General features: G+C 67.3%; 16 protein-coding genes and 1 tRNA gene. 9 read left to right on the forward strand and 8 right to left on the reverse strand.

Going from position 1 to position 19,042, the window contains the following annotated elements:
• The first annotated feature begins 26 nt into the window (after nucleotides 1-26).
• Nucleotides 27-1,052, forward strand: a complete 1,026-nt coding sequence (locus OG405_RS09080; protein WP_327152278.1) for an NAD(P)H-dependent amine dehydrogenase family protein — start codon at nucleotides 27-29, stop codon at nucleotides 1,050-1,052.
• A 202-nt stretch (nucleotides 1,053-1,254) separates the two neighbouring features.
• Here OG405_RS09080 and OG405_RS09085 read toward each other — a convergent pair whose 3' ends face one another.
• Nucleotides 1,255-2,001: a 3-hydroxybutyrate dehydrogenase gene (locus OG405_RS09085; RefSeq protein WP_327151179.1), complete on the reverse strand. Its 747-nt coding sequence runs from the start codon at nucleotides 1,999-2,001 to the stop codon at nucleotides 1,255-1,257.
• Entirely contained in the window at nucleotides 1,998-3,398 is a 1,401-nt protein-coding gene (locus tag OG405_RS09090) for an MFS transporter (protein ID WP_327151180.1), read from the reverse strand. Before OG405_RS09090 ends, OG405_RS09085 begins: the two co-directional genes overlap by 4 nt.
• Nucleotides 3,399-3,538: 140 nt before the next feature.
• On the opposite strand from OG405_RS09090, the gene OG405_RS09095 reads away from it, so the two are divergent.
• Nucleotides 3,539-4,453 carry a LysR family transcriptional regulator gene (locus tag OG405_RS09095; RefSeq protein WP_327151181.1) on the forward strand — a complete coding sequence of 305 codons (915 nt, stop codon included), beginning with the start codon at nucleotides 3,539-3,541 and terminating at the stop codon, nucleotides 4,451-4,453.
• A gap of 218 nt (nucleotides 4,454-4,671) precedes the next feature.
• Here the strand turns inward: OG405_RS09095 and OG405_RS09100 are convergent, their stop codons facing one another.
• Nucleotides 4,672-6,258 carry an ABC-F family ATP-binding cassette domain-containing protein gene (locus tag OG405_RS09100; protein WP_442790740.1) on the reverse strand — a complete coding sequence of 529 codons (1,587 nt, stop codon included), beginning with the start codon at nucleotides 6,256-6,258 and terminating at the stop codon, nucleotides 4,672-4,674.
• Nucleotides 6,259-6,902: 644 nt separating this feature from the next.
• Here OG405_RS09100 and OG405_RS09105 point away from each other — a divergent pair.
• Nucleotides 6,903-7,244 (forward strand): hypothetical protein, encoded by a 342-nt coding sequence (locus OG405_RS09105; RefSeq protein ID WP_327151183.1) that lies wholly within the window; start codon nucleotides 6,903-6,905, stop codon nucleotides 7,242-7,244.
• A gap of 150 nt (nucleotides 7,245-7,394) precedes the next feature.
• On the opposite strand, the gene OG405_RS09110 is transcribed toward OG405_RS09105, so the two are convergent.
• Nucleotides 7,395-8,057 carry a TetR/AcrR family transcriptional regulator gene (locus tag OG405_RS09110; RefSeq protein WP_327151184.1) on the reverse strand — a complete coding sequence of 221 codons (663 nt, stop codon included), beginning with the start codon at nucleotides 8,055-8,057 and terminating at the stop codon, nucleotides 7,395-7,397.
• Between the two features lie 52 nt (nucleotides 8,058-8,109).
• Between OG405_RS09110 and OG405_RS09115 the strand changes: the two genes are divergently transcribed.
• The 4 genes from OG405_RS09115 (at nucleotide 8,110) to OG405_RS09130 (ending at nucleotide 11,829) form a co-directional block, all read left to right on the forward strand.
• Nucleotides 8,110-8,850, forward strand: a complete 741-nt coding sequence (locus OG405_RS09115) for an SDR family NAD(P)-dependent oxidoreductase (protein ID WP_327151185.1) — start codon at nucleotides 8,110-8,112, stop codon at nucleotides 8,848-8,850.
• Nucleotides 8,851-8,890: 40 nt separating this feature from the next.
• The gene (locus tag OG405_RS09120) at nucleotides 8,891-9,208 is read left to right on the forward strand and encodes a DMT family transporter (RefSeq protein WP_327152279.1); all 318 of its coding nucleotides are present in this window, start codon (nucleotides 8,891-8,893) and stop codon (nucleotides 9,206-9,208) included.
• A gap of 262 nt (nucleotides 9,209-9,470) precedes the next feature.
• Nucleotides 9,471-10,109, forward strand: a complete 639-nt coding sequence (locus OG405_RS09125; RefSeq protein WP_327151186.1) for a TetR/AcrR family transcriptional regulator — start codon at nucleotides 9,471-9,473, stop codon at nucleotides 10,107-10,109.
• Nucleotides 10,110-10,152: 43 nt separating this feature from the next.
• On the forward strand, nucleotides 10,153-11,829 hold the full coding sequence (locus tag OG405_RS09130; RefSeq protein WP_327151187.1) for an acyl-CoA dehydrogenase family protein: 1,677 nt from the start codon (nucleotides 10,153-10,155) through the stop codon (nucleotides 11,827-11,829).
• Between the two features lie 69 nt (nucleotides 11,830-11,898).
• Here the strand turns inward: OG405_RS09130 and OG405_RS09135 are convergent.
• A tRNA-Arg gene (locus tag OG405_RS09135) sits at nucleotides 11,899-11,970 on the reverse strand.
• Nucleotides 11,971-12,248: 278 nt separating this feature from the next.
• On the reverse strand, nucleotides 12,249-12,983 hold the full coding sequence (locus OG405_RS09140) for a DUF7873 family protein (RefSeq protein WP_327151188.1): 735 nt from the start codon (nucleotides 12,981-12,983) through the stop codon (nucleotides 12,249-12,251).
• A 298-nt stretch (nucleotides 12,984-13,281) separates the two neighbouring features.
• Between OG405_RS09140 and OG405_RS09145 the strand changes: the two genes are divergently transcribed.
• The gene (locus OG405_RS09145) at nucleotides 13,282-15,210 is read left to right on the forward strand and encodes a S9 family peptidase (protein WP_327151189.1); all 1,929 of its coding nucleotides are present in this window, start codon (nucleotides 13,282-13,284) and stop codon (nucleotides 15,208-15,210) included.
• A 52-nt stretch (nucleotides 15,211-15,262) separates the two neighbouring features.
• Here OG405_RS09145 and OG405_RS09150 read toward each other — a convergent pair whose 3' ends face one another.
• A complete protein-coding gene (locus OG405_RS09150) occupies nucleotides 15,263-16,006 on the reverse strand; it encodes a histidine phosphatase family protein (protein ID WP_327151190.1) in 744 nt (247 codons plus the stop codon).
• Nucleotides 16,007-16,333: 327 nt separating this feature from the next.
• Here OG405_RS09150 and OG405_RS09155 point away from each other — a divergent pair, with 327 nt between their 5' ends.
• Entirely contained in the window at nucleotides 16,334-17,485 is a 1,152-nt protein-coding gene (locus OG405_RS09155) for a transcription termination factor Rho, short form (protein WP_442790681.1), read from the forward strand.
• 202 nt (nucleotides 17,486-17,687) lie between these two features.
• Here the strand turns inward: OG405_RS09155 and OG405_RS09160 are convergent, their stop codons facing one another.
• The gene (locus tag OG405_RS09160) at nucleotides 17,688-18,830 is read right to left on the reverse strand and encodes a N(5)-(carboxyethyl)ornithine synthase (protein WP_327151191.1); all 1,143 of its coding nucleotides are present in this window, start codon (nucleotides 18,828-18,830) and stop codon (nucleotides 17,688-17,690) included.
• Nucleotides 18,831-19,042 lie beyond the last annotated feature (212 nt).

The raw sequence follows: 19,042 nt of genomic DNA on the forward strand, positions 1-19,042 counted from the left end.
TGTGGGGCACCGGCACCGTGGGATCGATGGTGCTGGCCGAGATCCTGCGTCATCCGCTGTTCGAGCTGGTCGGAGTGGGGGTGAGTAATCCGGAGAAGGTCGGAACCGACGCCGGTGACCTCTGTGGCGCCCCGAAAACCGGTATATCGGCGACCGATTCGGTCACCGACCTGATCGCCCTGCGGCCCGACGCGGTGGTGCACTACGGGCCCACCGCTCAGTTCGCCGACGAGAACATCCGGGTCATCGAAGCGTTTCTGCGCGCCGGGATCGACGTGTGCTCCACCGCCATGACCCCTTGGGTGTGGCCGACGATGGACAAGATCCCCAGCGTCTGGCGCGACCCGATCACCGAAGCGTGCGGCGCCGGCGGAGCATCCTGTTTCACCACGGGCATCGACCCGGGTTTCGCCAACGACCTCTTTCCGATGACCCTGATGGGCCTGTGCGGCGAAGTTCGGTCGGTGCGCGCTTCGGAACTGCTGGACTACACCGACTACGAGGGCGACTACGAACTCGAGATGGGAATCGGGAAGCCGCCGGAGTACACCGCCCTTCTCGAACATCCCGATCTGCTGGTCATGGCGTGGGGGCCGACGGTGCCCATGATCGCCGAGGCAGCCGGCATCGGCCTGGATCGCATCACCACCACCTGGGACAAGTGGGTCACGCCGGTGGACCGTCCGTCCGCGAAGGGAACCGTCCGGGCAGGCACCGTCGCGGCGATCCGGTTCACCATCAACGGTATCCACCGCGACCGCGAAGTGATCACCCTCGAACATGTCAACCGGATCGGTCTCGACGCGGCGCCGGACTGGCCGTCGGGCACTCGCGACGATGTCTACCGGGTGGAGATTCTCGGAACACCGTCGATCACACAGGAGACCTCGTTCCGTTTCACCGACGACTCCGGCCGCACCCCGGCGATCGCTGGATGCCTGGCGACCGGGATGCGCGCCCTCAACGCTGTCCCGGCCGTCAATGAGCTGCCGCCCGGCTGGGTGACAGCGCTCGATCTGCCGCTGATCGCCGGGGCGGGCACGATCCGTTGACACGTTCCGAGGGAGTGGGCGGTCGCGTCGAGGCGGGCCCGCCGAAGGCGCGCCGACTGTGGGCGAGGAATTCGCGTACCGCCGGATCAGATGTGTGCCGCCAGATCAGGGCGAGCCGTGCGGGGATGTCGATATCGCAGATCGGCCGGATGCTGAGCCGGTCGCGGGTAGTGCGCCGCCATCCCGGAAGTGGAGCGCGCCCTCATCGCGCGCTCCACCCGCCGTCCATCGTGTAGGACGCGCCGGTCACCATCGCGGCCTCGGGCGACGCGAGCCAGCTCACCAGGGAAGCGACCTCAGCCGGTTCGACGAGGCGTTTGATCGCGCTCTCGGTGAGCAGGATCTGCTCCAGCACCTCCTGCTCGGGCACCCCGTGCGCCGCCGCCTGATCCGCGATCTGCTCGTCCACCAGCGGGGTGCGTACATAGCCGGGATTGACGCAGTTGCTCGTCACCCCGTGCGGGCCCCCTTCGAGCGCGGTCACCTTCGACAGTCCCTCCAGTCCGTGCTTGGCCGTCACATAGGCCACCTTGTACGCGGAGGCGCGCAGACCGTGCACCGAGGAGATGTTGACGATCCGTCCCCAGCCCTGCCGGTACATATGCGGCAGGGCCGCGCGCACCAGCAGGAACGGCGCCTCCACCATCAGCGTCTGCAGATCGCGGAACCGCTGCGGTGCGAACTGCTCGATCGGGCCGATGTGCTGCACCCCGGCGTTGTTCACCAGGATGTCGGTGCCGAGTTCCAGATCCTCGAGCGCCGCGATGTCGAGCAGGTCCACCGCCCACGCGTCGCCGCCGATCTCCCGGGCCACCGCGTCGGCGCCGGTCCCGTCCACATCGGCCACCGTGACCGTGGCCCCCCGGGCCGCCAGCGCCCGGGCGCCGGCCGCACCGATACCGCCGGCGCCACCGGTGACAAGGGCGTTGCGCCCCATCAGATCGCTCATCGTGCGAGCACTTCGGCGGGCCGCGCACCCAGGCTCTCGGCGTCGGCGCGGTCGATACTCTCCAGCGCCAGCCCCTTCGTTTCGCGGGCGGCGAGTACCGCGACCGCGCTGACCGCCGCCGGGCCGGCCAGGTACCAGGCGATCGGGACCGCGGACCCGTAGGTGTCGAGCAGCTTGACGGCGATGATGGGCGCGAGCGATCCGGCCACGATCGAGGTCACCTGATAGCCCAGGGACACACCGGAATAGCGCATCCGGGTCGGGAACATCTCGGCCATGATCGCGGGCTGCCCGGCATACATGAAGGCGTGGAAGACCAGGCCGATGACGATGGCGGACAGAATGATCAGGTTGTTACCGCTGTCCATCATCGGGAAGGCGAAGAAGCCCCAGGTGCCCGCGGTCAGCGCGCCGACCAGATAGATCGGTCGCCGGCCGAAGCGGTCGGACAGGTTGCCCACCAGCGGGATCACCACGAAGTGCACCGCGTGGGCGGCGAGCAGCCACCACAGGATCTCGGTGGTGTCGGCGTGCACTTCCACCTTCAGATAGGTGATGGTGAAGGTGACCACCAGGTAGTACATGATGTTCTCGCCGAACCGCAGCCCCATCGCGGTGAGGACGCCGCGCGGGTAGCGGCGCAGCACCTCCACGACGCTGAGCGAGGTGGACTTCATCTCCTCGGCTTCCTGCTGTGCCGCGACGAAGATGGGTGCGTCGGTGATCTTGGTGCGGATGTAGTACCCGACCAGTACCACCACCGCCGACAGCCAGAACGCGACCCGCCAGCCCCAGCCGAGGAATGCCTCGTCGGACAATGTCGAGGTCAATACCAGCAGCACCACGGTGGCGAGCAGATTGCCCGCCGGTACGCCCGCCTGCGGCCAGCTCGCCCAGAAACCGCGGCTGCGGCTCGGGCTGTGTTCGGCGACGAGCAGTACGGCGCCGCCCCATTCGCCGCCCACGGCGAAACCTTGGATGAAGCGCAGGGCCACCAGCAGGGCCGGGGCCCAGTAGCCGATCTGTCCGAAGGTCGGTAGGCAGCCCATCAGGAACGTGGCGCTGCCGACCAGCACGAGACTCAATTGCAGTAGCTTCTTGCGGCCGTACTTGTCGCCGTAGTGGCCGAAGACGACGCCGCCCAGCGGGCGCGCCGCGAAACCGACCGCGTAGGTGACGAACGCGGCGAGGATGGCGTCGAGATCGCTGGTCCCCTCGGCGAAGAAGACCTTGCTGAACACCAATGTGGCGGCGGTGCCGTAGAGGAAGAACTCATACCACTCCACGACCGTGCCCGCCATCGATGCGGTGACCACGCGCCGCAGGCCCCTGGTGGTCCCGCCGGGGTCGGCCTCGTTCGGCCCGGCCGGGCCGGATCCGGCGCTGTGCTCCCTCATCGCACTTCTCCTTCGTGCCGGGGGCCGCACTTCGGACTCGATGTGACGGCGCCCACAGTAATCGGCTGCCTAGAGTATTGGTGCAGAAGATATGGGCCGCAATGGCCACTTCTGCAGCATGCATGTGCAAATATGCAGATATGAGCGCGGTCAATCCGGGGCGTCCCAGCGCGGACGACCTTCTGGTGCTCCTGGCTGTCGGCCGGTCCGGCAGATTCGTGACCGCGGCCGAGGAACTCGGCATGAACCACACCACCATCTCCCGGCGGATCGCCGGGCTGGAACAAACCCTCGGCGGCCGGGTCCTCACGCGAGTGACCGGCGGCTGGGAACTGACCGATCTCGGCCGGGAAGCGCTGGCCGCGGCCGAGGCGGTGGAGTCGGCGGTGACATCGCTCGCGGCGGACGCGGCCGGGAACCGGCTGCTGGAGGGCGTGGTCCGGATCTCGGCCACCGACGGCTTCAGTGCCTATATCGCCGCGCCCGCGGCGGCGCGAGTGCGGCGGGATCATCCCGATATCGCGGTCGAGATCGTGGCGATCACCAGGCGGGCCTCGCAACATCGCTCCGGGCTCGATCTGGAGATCGTCGTCGGCGAACCGCAGGTGCGCCGCGCCACGGCCACGCATCTGGCGGATTACCGGCTCGGCCTCTACGGGTCACGCGAATATCTGCGCGAACACGACACCCCCGCGACCGTCGAGGATCTGGCCCGGTACCCGTTGGTGTACTTTATCGATTCCATGCTCCGAGTCGACGACCTCGACCTGGCCTCCGGATTCGTTCCCGGAATGCGCGAATCCGTCACCTCGACAAATGTTTTCGTGCACGTCGAGGCGACTCGCGCATCCGCCGGGCTCGGCCTGCTGCCGTGTTTCATGGCCGACCGCCACCCCGATCTGGTTCGTGTCCTGGCGGATTCGGTGGCCGTCCGGCTCGGCTACTGGCTGGTGGCCCACGCCGAGACTGTCCGCCGCCCGGAAGTCGCCGCGGTGGTCGCCGCGATCCGGTCCGTGCTCGAGGAGCAGCGCGACACCCTCCTCGGCCGGGGGTGAGGGCGCGCCGAACGCTCCGCTGTCCCGCTGCGCGTCAGCTGATAGAACTTGCCGTCGAAATCGATGGTTCGCCGACGCCCCTGCGCGACGCCGTCCGCGACCCCGCCACCCACCCTGGCCGGTGGGCCCATTATGGGTCACTGCAACACGACCTGCTGTCCCAGGCGAAACTGGACCCCGCCCGGGACCGCGAAGGTGAAGCGGCAAAGCCGGGCCGGTTATTCCTCGGTGAGCCGGCCCCCGGCCATATGCCAGCGGCGGGTCGCGCGCACGGAATCCAGCATGCGACGATCGTGGGTCACCAGCAGCAGGGTGCCGGTGAAGGAGTCGACGGCCTGCTCCAACTGCTCGATGGCGGGCAGGTCGAGGTGGTTGGTCGGCTCGTCGAGGACGAGCAGGTTCACGCCGCGGGCTTGTAGCAGGGCCAGAGCGGCGCGAGTGCGCTCGCCGGGGGACAGGGTGTCGCAGGAACGGTTGACGTGCTGGCCGCGCAGACCGAATTTGGCGAGCAGGGTGCGGGCCTCGGCATCGGGCCAGTCGGGCAGCGCCGCACCGAAGGTGTCGGCGAGGGACGCCTCACCGCGGAACAGCCCACGTGCCTGGTCTACTTCGCCGATCCGCACGCCCGAACCGAGTGCGGCAGTGCCGGTATCGGGGGTGAGCTTGCCGAGCAGCAGGGCGAGCAGGGTGGATTTACCGGAGCCGTTCGGGCCGGCCAGGATGATGCGGTCGGCCCAATCGATCTGGGTGGTTACCGGGCCGAGAGTGAAATCGCCGCGCGTGAGTGTGGCGTCGCCCGCGGTCGCGACCACCGAACCGCTGCGCGGTGCCGTCGCGATCGCCATCCGCAGTTCCCACTCCTTGCGCGGTTCCTCGACCACGTCCAGCCGTTCTATACGCCGCTGGGTCTGACGGGCCTTCGCGGCTTGTTTTTCGGTGGACTCGGCGCGCATCTTACGGCCGGCCTTGTCGGAGTCGTTCTTGCTCTTGCGGCGCGCGTTGCGGACGCCGTGCTCGAGCCAGTTGCGTTGCATCTGCGCCCGGGTCTCCAAACCGGTTCTGGTATCGGCGTATTCGTCGTAGGCCTCGCGGGCGTGCCGGCGCGCGATCTCGCGTTCGGCGAGATACGAGTCGTAGCCGCCGTCGTAGAAACCTACTTGCTGCTGGGCGAGGTCCAGTTCGAGTACGCCGTTCACGGTGCGAGTGAGGAACTCCCGGTCGTGGCTGATGATCATCAGCGGCGTCCGGACGCCGGTGACGAAGCGTTCGAGCCGTTCGAGTCCGTCGAGGTCGAGGTCGTTGGTGGGTTCGTCGAGCAGCAGGATGTCGAAGCGCGACAGCAGCACCGACGCGAGACCTGCGCGGGCGGCCTGCCCACCCGACAGTCCGGTCATCGGGGTGTCCAGGCCACCGGCGAGGTTATCGGTGAGGCCGAGGTCGGCGGCGACCTCCTCGGCACGCTGATCGAGATCGGCGCCACCGAGGGCGAGCCAGTGCTCGAGCGCGGGGGAGTAGTCGTCGGCACCGCCGTCGCCGAGGCGTTCGGCCGCCGTGTCCATGACCTGCTGAGCGTGCGCGACGCCGGTGCGGCGGGCGAGGAATCCGAGCACGGTCTCGCCGTCGGCGCGTTCGGGTTCCTGGGCGAGGTAGCCGACGGTGGCGTCGGGCGGGCTCAGCGTGATCGTGCCCTCGTCCGGGATGCCACCGGCGAGCATGCGCAACAGGGTCGACTTGCCCGCGCCGTTGACGCCCACCAGACCGATCACATCGCTGGGGGCGAGGGTGAGATCGAGGTCGGCGAACAGGGTGCGTTCGGCGTGCCCGGCCGAGAGGCCGTTGGCCTGCAATGTTGCGCTCACCGGGCATATTCTGCCCGGGCGGTCCACGGTGCCCGGACCTGACCCGTCGGAGGATCCGGATATCGGGCGGTCACGGCCCGAGTCGCGGGATCACGCCCGGGTTCGGGCCGGCTGTCGGGAACCGCCCCATCGGTGGTCGTGGCGGCGGAGGAACAGGGCGCCGCAGTGGCGGGCGGGTACCGAATACCGCGCCACCTTCGACCGGGAAGGAGTGGCCGGGCCACAGGATGTCGCCGTCGTCGGCACCGACATCGAAGTTGCACAGGCACTCACCCGGTTCCGTGACGTCGGAGTCACCGCCTTCACGGCCGCGCCCTTCGGAACCGCCGCTGCGGGCCGGATTCTCCGGACGCTGCCGGGACGACTTGCCACCTGGGTGGGTTACTGTGCCCGGACCGAGGACCGGGCGAGTCGGTCCCACCATGTGGACGGGAACCATGATCACCGGAAACGACATTGTGCTGGTGGCGCCCGGCCCCGTCCCGGCGGCAATCGAGCGTTTTCTCGCCCGATGGTCAGAGAGATGGCCGCAGCTGTTGGTCGCTTCCGAGGAGGGCGCTCGAGCGTTTTCGCCGTGGACCCCCGCAACGGTGGCATGGAGCGAACCCGGAGACGAGATACTCGTCGCTCGGGACGAGGAGATGCTGACCTTTTGGGACGAGGCCGGCTATTCACTCGACGAGCGGGACGAAGGCCCGTTCATGCTGATGTACTCCCCGGCGCGCTGGAAATCGCTGCAGGTCACGGCATTGGAGGACCCTTATGCTCGGTCAGAGGAGTCCAACTACGATCCCTACGAGATCACCCTGGTGGAGTCAGGACTGTGGATGATCACCGTGGTCGTTCCGGAGGAGGGTGTGTTCGGTCGGTGTGTGGTGGACACTCTGATCGCGTGTCTCGCCTCCGACCCGACAGAGCAGCAGCGCCGCTGACGCCCCGTCGGCCCGGCGCCTTCATGGCGACGTGTCCCGGGCCGGCACTACGAAGGCCGGGGCGGTATTTCTTTCCATCGGTCCCACAGTTCGGTGGTGATTCGAGGTCGTGGGCGCACACCGTCGCGCTGTCGACGGTGCCGTAGGTCGTCAGCCGGCCGCGGGAGAGGTGAAGTGATCCCATGCCGTCATGGCGAGGTCTACCGTGCGGGTCAGTTGATCTCGGTCCGCGCCGTCACGAGCATGGATCGACATGCCGTGCAAGACGGTGAGCACGAAGTTCGCGAGTGCCTGGGTGTCGGACTCCGGTGGTAGTTCGTCGTCGGCGATGGCCCGCTCGAACCGCTGTGTGAGGTTCTCGCGGTCGGAGCGGCGCAGATCGGCGAGTAGATCGCGGACGGCGGTGTTCTGTTCGGAATAGGTGATTCCCGCCAGCACGATGAGGCACCCGCGGGGCGTGTCGGACCGAGTATAGAGGCGTACGTTCTCGCGCAGGATCGCCTCGACCACCTTCCGGGCTGTGGGTTGCTCGGTCAATGCGCGCTCGGTCGGTGATCGCTGCGGATCGTTGTAGTGGGCGACCGCCTCGCGGAAAAGGCTCTCCTTGGACCCGAACGCGGCATACAGGCTGGTCGGCCCGATCCCCATCGCGGTAGTCAGGTCGGTCAGCGACGTGCCCTCATAGCCGTGTTCCCAGAACGCATCCATCGCGCGGGCCAGTGCACCGGTCCGGTCGAAGGCTCGAGGCCGGCCGCGGCTGCGCGCGGTATTCGACCGGGCTTCTGTCGGCTGGGGTTGACTTCTGTGCGACATGCTCTCCATACTATAAATGTATCGATCACTACATAATTCGGAGGAGTCTTCAATGGGTGAACTCGACGGCAAGGTGGCGCTGGTCACCGGCGGCAGCCGGGGCATCGGGGCGGCGATCGCCGTACGACTGGCCGATCACGGCGCGGACGTCGCCTTCACCTACCGGAACGCGAGCGACCGCGTCGAGAAGGTCGTCCAGCGGATCGAGTCCGCCGGTCGGCGGGCGGTGGCGATCGGCGGCGATGGCGCCGACCGGCAGGCCGTGATCAGTGCGGTGGACCGGACTGTCGACGAATTGGGTGGGATCGACATCTTGGTCAACAATGCCGGCGTGTTCCACACCGGGCCGCTGGAGGAAGTGACCGAAGAAGAGCTGGAGGAGACGCTCGCCATCCATGTTCGGGCGGCGTTCGTGGCCAGTCAGCACGCCGCCCGAACGATGCGCTCCGGTGGACGGATCATCAGTATCGGTAGCTGCTTCGCCGAGCGAGTGCCGTACGAAGGCCTCACCGTGTACGCGATGACCAAGGCCGCGCTGGTCGGGCTCACCAAGGGTCTGGCTCGTGATCTCGGCCCGCGCGGCATCACTGCGACGGTCGTCCACCCCGGCTGCACCGATACCGATATGAACCCGGCCGACAGCCCGGACGCTGCCGGCGAACTGCCCTACATCGCGGTCGGGCACTACGCCGCACCCGACGATATCGCTCGCACCGTTGCCCACCTGGCGGGCGAAGGCGGCCGCTACGTCACCGGCACGGCGATCTCCGTCGACGGCGGCTATGCCGCATGATCAACGCGCCCGGCGAAGTTCGAGGGGTAGCGTGATCGCGATTGCCTGGGGACTTCTACTGGTCGCCGGGTTGGTCGAGGTGGTCTGGGTGACTGCGATGAAGCAATCGGAGGGATTCACCCGGTTCTGGCCGAGCCTGGCCGCCATCACCGCCGCCATGATCAGCTTCGCGCTGCTGTCCATCGCGCTCCGCTACCTTCCCGTCGGCACCGGCTATGCGGTCTGGGTCGGCGTCGGCGCGGTGGGGGTCGCCATCGCCGGAATGATCTGGTTCGGCGATCACGTCACACCATTGCGTTTCCTCTGCATAGGCACGATCATCGCCGGCGTGATCGGCCTTCGCCTGATCGAGAACTGAGGGCGGTTGTGCGTGTGCCTCGCGCTGTTGGCTGAATCGGGGCTGTTGTAGGTCATCACCGCGACCCGGTCGCTCGGCCGGACTCCGCGATCGCGCAGTACCCACGCGGCACGTTCGGGCGCGGCGAGTAGTTCGGCGTAGGGGATCCCCTCGTGGCCGTAGGCGATCGCGTCCTTGCCGTGGGCCGGGTTTCGGTCTAGATTCATGTGCAAAGAATTGAATCACGATTCAAACCTTATGGGGAAAGGGGGGATCGGGCAGGATGGTGTACCGGCCGACGGAGAAGACCCGCGCCGCCCGGGCGCAACGGCGGGCCGCGCTCCTGGACGAGGCCACCGAACTGGTCGCGACCGGTGGGTTCGCCGCCGCCACTGTCAAGGCGATCGCCGAGCGCAGCGAGCTCAGCGTGGGCACGGTGTACTCCTACTTCGACGGCAATACCGACCTGCTCGCCGCGGTTTTCCGGGCCGGCGCGGATCATGAGCTGGCCGTCGTGCGTGCGGCGGTCGCGGGCGCCCACGGTGCGCCCGCCCGGCTGCGCGCCCTGGTCGAGACATTCGCACTGCGCGCGATCCGGGGCAGGCAGCTGGCCTGGTCGCTGCTGTTCGAGCCGGTCGATCCCCGTATCGAAGCCGAGCGCCTGACCTACCGGGCCGCGTACCACGAGCTGACCACCGAGATCCTGCGGGAGGGCGTCGAGGCCGGTGTGTTCCCGGAGCAGCACCTCGGTGTCACCGCGGCGGCACTGATCGGTGCGATCAGCGAATCACTCACCGGCCGACTCTCCCCGAGTCACGCCGTGCCCGGTGACGAGGACACCGACGACCGCCGCATCGTCGAGTCGATCATGCGCTTCTGCTTCCACGGCATCGACTACACCGGCGACGACACCTGCCGTTGACCCGACCCCCGGCAACCGATCCGAGATATCGGAGGACACCCTCATGACAGCTATCGCCCCCGCGGGATTCCGCACCCATGAGGTCTTCAACCAGGCCCCGCCACGTGCCGATGTGAACGAGTACACCTCGAACATCCCGCTGGTCGAGGGGGTGTCCCGGTACGACGCCGGGTGGGCGACCGGGACGCTGACCGAGGTCGGCGATCTGGTGGGTACCGAATCCTTCCAGCACGACGCCGAGCTGGCGAACACCGTCACCCCGGTATTGCACTCCCATGACAGGTACGGCAACCGGATCGACGAGGTCGAATTCCATCCGGCGTATCACCGCGTCATCGGCGCCGCGGTAGCGCACGGTGCCCACACTGCGGCGTGGGCGCGACCCCGCCCCGGAGCCGATGTCGCGCGCGCCGCGACCTTCATGTTGTTCGCGCAGGTCGAGGCAGGTCACGCCTGTCCGATCTCGATGACCCATTCGGTCGTCCCGGCGCTGGAGTTCTCGCCCGAGATGGCGCACTCGTGGTTGCCCCGGGTCTACAGCCGTGGCTACGACGGCCGGCTGCGCGCTCCCGCTGACAAACCCGGGGTGCTCTTCGGTATGGCGATGACCGAGAAACAGGGTGGCTCCGATGTTCGGTCCAACACCACCCGCGCGGCCGCGAACTCGGACGGTAGCTGGTCGCTGACCGGGCACAAGTGGTTCTGCTCGGCACCCATGTCCGATGCTTTCCTGATCCTCGCCCAGACGCAGGACGCGACCCTTGCCGGAGATTCCTCCGCCCTGTCGTGCTTCCTGGTGCCGCGGGTACTCGAGGACGGCACCCGAAATGTGTTCCGGATCCAGCGGCTCAAAGACAAGCTCGGCAACAAGTCCAACGCGTCGTCGGAGATCGAACTCGACGGCACCATCGGATATCTCGTCGGTGAACCGGGACGCGGTGTCCGCACCATCATCGAAATGGTCTCCCGCACGCGCCTCGATTGCGTCTACGGTTCGACCGCCGGTATGCGGCAATCCGTCGCCGAAGCGCTGTGGCATGTCCGGCACCGCTCCGCTTTCGGTGCGACGCTGATCGACCAGCCCGCCATGACCGCGGTCGCCGCCGACCTCGCCCTCGAATCCGAGGCCGCCACCGTCACCGCGCTACGGCTCGCCCGCGCCCACGACGCGGACGCCGACGACAGCGAGAAGACGTTCCGCCGCCTTGCCACCGCGGTCTCGAAATACTGGATCTGCAAACGCGGTCCGCACCACGCCTACGAGGCCCTCGAATGCCTGGGCGGTAACGGCTACACCGAGGCGTTCCCACTGGCACGCCGGTACCGGGAGCAGCCGGTCATGGCGGTGTGGGAAGGCTCGGGCAATGTGATAGCCCTGGACATCCTGCGCGCGATGACCCGCGAACCGGAATCGGTCGAAGCCTTCGACGCCGAACTCGCCAGGGCCCGCGGTGCCTCGGCGCTCTTCGACCGGCACCACGACCGCATGCGCGCCGCACTTACCGAACTCTCGGTGCTGCCGTCCGACCGAGCGCAATCGCGCGCCCGGGCGGTCGCGTCGTCGATGGCGCTGGGTTTGCAGGCGTCGCTGCTGTTGCGCTCCTCGCCGACGGCGGTCGCGGAGGCGTTCCTCGCGGCGCGTCTGGGCGAGGATCGTGACCTCCAGTACGGATCGCTGCCCGCCGGTACCGACTTCGCCGCAATTCTCGACCGGCACTGAGCCGTCGGCTCTGCTCGGGAGCCACGGACAGGCGGAGGGGCCGGGAATACCCTTCCCGGCCCCTCCTGATCAACGAGTGGGATTCGAACCCACTACCGTCGGATCCGAAATCCGATGCTCTACCGGATGAGCTACCGTCTGCCCCACCTGTGATCGCCGATCCGCGGATACGAGTCATCATGAGTAACCCCGCGCGTTGCCTTTACGCTACAGCGGCAGGGAGAGCCGCCACCGGGAATCGAACCCGGATCTCGGGGGTGCGTCGCAGCATATCCGCACGTCGAGCGATCGATGGAGTTGTAAAGCTTGGAGCGAGAAGCTGAATTTATCGGCCGGCCCTGGCAGCGCCCGCACGTATGAGTCTCAGGTTCAGTTTCAGTTTGTGCTCCATCCCCCCGGAGGGGGAGTCTGTGGCCCGGCTATCCGAACAGGTAGCCGAGGATGGCGTGACCGGGCTCGACATCGGTCACCGGTGTGGCGTTCGCCGTCTCCCGGGCGATACGGACCGCGTCGAGCAGTGTGCCGAGTCGGTCGGCGAGGTCACCGACTTCCTTCGCGGGCAGTGCGCCGGAGAACTTCGTGGTGGTCCAGCGGCCCACCACCACATCCTCGTGGTACACCTCCACCTGCGCCGGGTGCTTGTCGGTGGCCGCGGCCAGGACGTGGTTGCGGGGCACTTTCTTGGTCCGCACGGTCTGCGACGGCTGGGTGGCGTAGCAGTCGGTGACGTCGTCGAACGACCACGATTCGGCCGGATCCAGGGTCGGCAGCTTGGCGACGAACTTCTTCAGCTCGCTCAGCTGCTTTTCCAGGAACAGCAGGTAGGTGACCGGCAGATCGCGGGCGATGGTGACGCCGTCGACCGTGATATCGGCCTTCGCCGAGCAGTTGGCGGTGTCCTTGGTCGCTGTCACATCGAACAACCGGGTCAGCGTGCGTTTCACATCGGCTATCACCTCGCCCGCCCGCACCTGGACCCGCTTGGACTCCGAGGGCAGCTCTTCACCCATATCGTCCAGCGGCCGGTACGTGCGCGAAATACCCGCCAGCAGATCGACCTTGCCCACGCGCTGGTAGGCGGCGGTCACATCGGCGGTCGCCTGCGCTTTCGCGCCCTTCTCGAGGGCGATGAGCTGATTCAGCTTGGTGGACACGGTGTTTCCCTCCTTCGGCCACCTCGTCGCGACCGGGATCACCGTAACCGCGCGCCACCGGAACACGCCACCGAAATATCCACCACCGGCCGGCACCGCCTTTCCCGGCCGGCCCGGACTCGCGGCCTCGGACGGCGGTGACGGGGTCAACGCTCGAGGTCACGCATTTGACCGTGCCGCTACGGCATAGTGTTACCTCGGTTTCCAGTGATAAGGGTCCTCGATCGGACCCGCCTCCGTGCGCTCGATGCCGGGCGCACCGCCCGTACGCAGTGCTGCCGACCCCGAGCGGAGTTCGATGACCGTGGAAGCGAACCGAGAGACCCTGCCCGCGCTGTTCGACGTGGAGCAATTCTTCGCGGATCCGGTGTTCGCGGGCGCATCGATCTCACCGGACGGCACCCGGATCGCGTATCTGGCACCGCGACACGGGCGGACGAACGTCTGGGTGCGTGGGATCACCGAGGAGCACGAGGAGGCGGTGTGCGTCACCCACGACGACCGCCGCGGGATCAAGACCTACTACTGGACCGACGACCCGCGTTGGCTGCTGTACCTGCAGGACACCGACGGCAACGAGGACTGGCACCTGTACCGGGTCGACCTGGACGCGCCGGGCGAACCGGCGGTGGATCTGACGCCGATGCCGCCGGGGTCGCGCGTTTTCGCGGCCGAACCGGCGAAATCGTATCCCGGTAGCGTGTTCGCCTGGATGAATCGCAGGCCGTTGTTCGTCGATCTGTTCCGGATCGACGTGGCCACCGGTGAAACGACCCCGCACCTGGAGCGGCCGGAGCCGACGGACACCTATCTGATCGATCGCGACGGCGCCGCCGCGTTCTACATCTCGCAGGCCGATGACGGCACCCACGAGTTCTACGCGGTCGATCCCGAAACCGGCGACAAGCGGTTACTGCATCGCCTGGGCGGTCCCGAACATCCCATGGGGGTACTTCCGACCCTGGTGACACCGGACGGAACGGGACTGCTGATCGGTTCCTATCAGGACTCCGACGATCTGCGCCTGGTCCGCATCGATCGGGAGACCGGCGCGGAGACCGTGGTCGCCGCCGTGGCCGGGCACAGCCTGTGCACGATGGGTATGACACCGGGCCTGCCGCCTTCGCTGTTCCTCAGCGAACGAACCGGCGAGGTGATCGCGGCCCGGTTCGTCGGCGACCGGCCCCGGATCGAAGTGCTGGAACCGTATTTCGCCGAAGTTCACGCCGCGCTCTCCGCGCTGTCGGACGGCGTATTGCACACGGTGTCCTCCGACGAAACCGAGCAGCGCTGGGTCGTATCGTTCATCCACGATCGAGACCCGGGCGCGACCTGGTTCTACGACCACAGCACCGGAGCGAGCCGGTTGCTGTTCCGCCCGTACCCCCAGCTCGTTCCGGACGCTCTCGCCCCGATGACCCCGGTCGAGTTCCCGGCGCGTGACGGGCTTCCGTTGCACGCGTTCCTGACTCTGCCGGTCGGGGTCGCCCCCGAGAAACTGCCGCTGGTGCTGCTGGTGCACGGGGGACCCTGGTTGCACGACACCTGGGGTTACGGGCCGGCGGTGCAGTTTCTGGCCAATCGCGGCTACGCGGTGTTGCAGGTCAACTTCCGCGGCTCGTCGGGTTACGGGAAGCGCCATATCACCGCCGCCGTCGGAGAATTCGCCGGCAAGATGCACGACGATCTGATCGACGCCGCCGAGTGGGCGGTGGCGCAGGGCTACGCGGACCCGGACCGTATCGGGATCGCGGGTGGTTCCTATGGGGGATACGCGGCTCTCGTCGGTGTCACGGTCACTCCGGACTATTTCGCGGCCGCGGTCGATTATGTGGGCATCTCCGATCTGGCGAACTTCATGCGGACGCTGCCCCCGTTCGTGCGGGCCGCCATGGCCAACAACTGGTACCGCTACGTCGGTGATCCCGGCGATCCCGTGCAGGAGGCCGATATCCTGGCCCGCTCGCCCATCACCATGGTCGATCGGATCCGTACGCCGCTGCTGGTCGCTCAAGGCGCCAACGATGTTCGTGTCGTGCAGCAGGAATCCGAGAATATCGTCGCACCCCTGCGGGCACGCGGTATTCCCGTCGAGTACCTCGTCGCCGACGACGAAGGCCACGGTTTCGAGAACCCGGAGAACCAGGTCCGGCTCTTTCGGGCGATCGAGCGGCATTTCGCCGAACACCTGGGCGGCCGCCGTGACACAGGAGAACTCGCTCAGTAGGCAGACAGCGGCGTGATGTCATGGGGTTCAACGCGATTGCGCGCAAGGGCGCTCACCGGTCGGGTAGGTGGTCGCGGCGGTCGTAGTAGAGCAGCCGGTAGTCGTAGTCGTCCGCATCCTGTGCCCACGCAGTGACCGAGGCGTTTCCGGCGAGGCCGGCTGCGGCAACAGCGAGAGTCGCGGTGTCGTCGAGATGTTCGAGTAGGCGGCGCAGCAGCAGGATCACCGCATCGTGGGCGACGATCAGCACCCGGCGGTGCCGGGTATCGGCGACGATACGGTCGACGACCCCGGCCAAGCGATCGGCGACATCGAGGAAGGATTCGCCGCCGGGCGGCCGGTAGCCGAGCGGATCGGCTCGTTCGGCCGCGTACTGCTCGGGGTAACGCTGTCGTACCTCGTCGGCAGGGATATGGGACAGGGCGCCCCGGAATCGGTCGTACAGATTCGGCTCGGTCACCCGGCAGGGCACCGTGACACCCGCGGCGCGCAACTCGGCTTCGGCGAGCTGCCAGGTGGCTGCCGCCCGCCGATACGGTGAGCACAGCACGCTATCCGGAAGCTGTTCCGGTGGGAGCGCGGCGAACCAGCGTCCGAGGGCGACCGCCTGACGCGCCCCGAGCTCGGTGAGTTCGATGGCCATATCGTCGGCTTCGGCGGGGGTGGCGGGCCGGATCCCGGCATTGACGGTGCTCTGACCGTGCCGGGCAGCGTAGAGCAGGCGCGGGGTCGCGCCGTCGTGATGTGGACAGGGCTGCGCGGGCACGACCGGGTGGCCGGGCGGAAGTGTGCTCATATCTTCAGGACGTCTCGCGCGTCGTCCGGGTTCCCGGGGTGCAGCGGCAGTCGTGCGCGCCCGCTCGTGGCCGGTGGAACAATCCGGCGCTGTTGCGTGTTCTCGATAGTGGCGCTACCGTTTGGTACGTCTTCAACTTGTGGATGTAGGTGTCAGCTCCCTCCCACAAGGATCATCGTTTCCCCCGGCAGTTCCCACTGCTGTGGACTCGTGCTCGCCCCGGACCGGTTCGATCCGGCCGTACGGCGCTTCGGCGCACGGCGAGCCCCATCCCGTCGGCGGCCTCAATCGGTCCGCCGAATCCACCACTCCCTCCGAGGAGGACCCATGCAGAACAACACTGTCCACAAGCAGGACACCGCAACCGCAGTCGCCCCCGCGACGTCGATCGCCGGGATCCTCGAAATCGAAGGTAATCGCGCCTCTTTGCGCGTAGACGGTTACCTGCCGGGACCACACGATGCCCGGGTACCGGCACGGCTGGTCCACCGGTACGGGCTCCGCCGCGGCGATATCCTCACCGGCACAGCGGGTTCCGCTCGCGACTCCGAGCTTCCGGCCCTGACCGGCGTCGATACCGTCAACGGCGTCCCGGCCGGTCACGCCGCCGCGCGTCCGCATTTCGCCGATCTGGTCCCGCTCTACCCCCAGGACCGGCTGGTCCTGGAAACCGAACCGCACGAGCTGACCACGCGGGTCACCGACCTCGTCATGCCGATCGGCAAGGGCCAACGCGCCCTGGTGGTCGCACCACCGAAAGCGGGCAAGACCTCGGTGCTGGGGTCCATCGCCCACGGTATCGCGAAGAACCATCCCGAATGTCAACTGATGCTCGTACTGGTCGGTGAACGCCCGGAAGAAGTGACCGACCTGTCGCGCACGGTTCCCGCCGAGATCGCCGCCGCGACCTTCGACCAACCTGCCCGCGAACATATCGCGCTCGCGGAACTGGCCATCGAACGTGCCAAACGGCTGGTCGAATCGGGCCGTGACGTGGTCGTACTCCTCGACTCGCTGACCAGGCTGGCCCGTGCCTACAATCTGGCCGCCGCCGGATCCGGCCGTGTCCTCTCCGGCGGCGTCGATGCCACCGCGCTCGCACCACCCAAGAAATTCCTCGGCGCCGCCCGCAATATCGAACACGGTGGCTCGCTCACCATTATCGCCACAGCCCTGGTCGAGACCGGCTCGCTCGCCGACACCGTCATCTTCGAGGAATACAAGGGCACCGGAAACGCCGAGCTGAAACTCGACCGTCATCTCGCCGACCGCCGCCTGTACCCCGCGATCGATATCGACCGGTCCAGTACTCGCAAAGAAGAACTGCTGCTTTCCGGAGACGAACTCACCGCCACCCGATCCCTCCGGAACACCCTCGCGGGCCGCGACCCGCAGCAGGCCCTCGAACTGCTGCTGACCGGTCTGCGCCAGACCCGTACCAATACCGAATTCCTGACCCAGATCCGTAGCGCAGGATAGAAACCGGGCATGCGAGCGAAAAGCGTGCGAGTAAGTCGAGGCCCTCGGCACCTTCGTCCGTACGCCCGATGTAGGGCATCTCGACCTCGGAGATCCACTCGCAGAGCAGGCGGATATCGAGGTCCGCCCGTACCGCGCCGTCGTGCTGCGCCTGAACACCGAGCGCTCGACCGGGCGTGCACCGAGCGCTTCGCCGCCCTGTCTAGATCACTGGGTAGGGGTGGGTCTCGGCGCGCCCCTGGAACGAGAGGATCCGCGGATTCTGGATGCGGCCCTCGCGGATCTCGATCGCCCGCCGAACGGTCTCATTGCCGTCCCAAGCATTCGGCCCGCCCGCCACGATCGGCAGATACTCCAGCAGCGCCTCGGAATTCTCCCAGGTGGCCGAGTTCCACAGATACGAAGGGCTGTGGTCGACGCCGTAATAGTGCAGATCGTCACCGACGGTGAACATGGGGTCGGCGAACGAGGTCGGGCGAGCCCATTCGAACCCCATGCCCGCATCGCAGGAGACATCGACGAACAGGGTCGAGCGCGGAAACAGGCCGAGGTCGTCGTCCCGGACGAAGAGCAGCGGGTGCTCGGTGTCCTGGAACATGCAGTTGACGATCACGTCGTAGTGGGCCAACATCTCGGCCAGCGGCCCCGGCTCCGGATCTTTCAATGCCAGAGTGTGACGGGGGTTGCGGGGGTCGCGCTGAAAATTCTGCATCCGCACCGACGCGAACGGTGAGGCGACAGCAGAAACGCTGCGCTGGGTCAGCACCGTCACATCGCTGATCCCGAGTGCCGACAGCGCACGCACCGCGCCCCGGGCCGTGGCACCGAAGCTGATGACGGCGGCCCGCAACCTCTTGCCGTAGTCGCCGGTGACACCCCGCAGCCGCAGTGCGTGCATGACCGAGCAGTAACCGGCCAGCTCGTTGTTCTTGTGGAAGACATGCAGACTGAAATTTCCGTCGGCGGTCCAGTAATTCATCGCTTCCCAAGCGATCAGGGTCAAGCCCCGGTCGACGGCCAGCTGGGTGATCCGCCGATCCTGCACACAATGCGGCCACCCCCACACGACCTGCCCGGGACGCAGGGTCTCGAGGTCCTCTGCCAGCGGTTTGGGCAGCAGCAGTACATCGCATCCGGCGAACAGTTCCGCGCGCGTCCGGTGCCCGGCGACCAGCGGCGCCAGCCGCTCGTCCGAGTAGCCGAACCGGTCACCGTATCCGTGTTCGAGGAAGATACTCGCCCGGATTCCGGGGTCGATCCGGTCGAAGTGCGCCGGATGGATCGCGAGCCGATGCTCGTCCTCCTTGTGGGAGGTCGCCACGACACCGATCGTCAGTTGCTTCACCTGTTGAGCCTACGCGCGGGCGGCCATCAGCAGACTCACGAACAGATACCTCCTCCGGCGATCGATCCGGCCCGCATCCGCGAAACGCCGCCGGATAGCCGTCGCGCGGCTCAGCGGTAGGGGAGTGTTCCAAGAGTCGAGGAACAGTCGCCTGGGCGAATATCGCTCTCGCGGCGAAGATCCGCGAGTTCGATGGATGATCGGCCGTAATG

This window comes from Nocardia sp. NBC_01329 (assembly GCF_035956715.1).
Taxonomy (GTDB): Bacteria; Actinomycetota; Actinomycetes; order Mycobacteriales; family Mycobacteriaceae; genus Nocardia.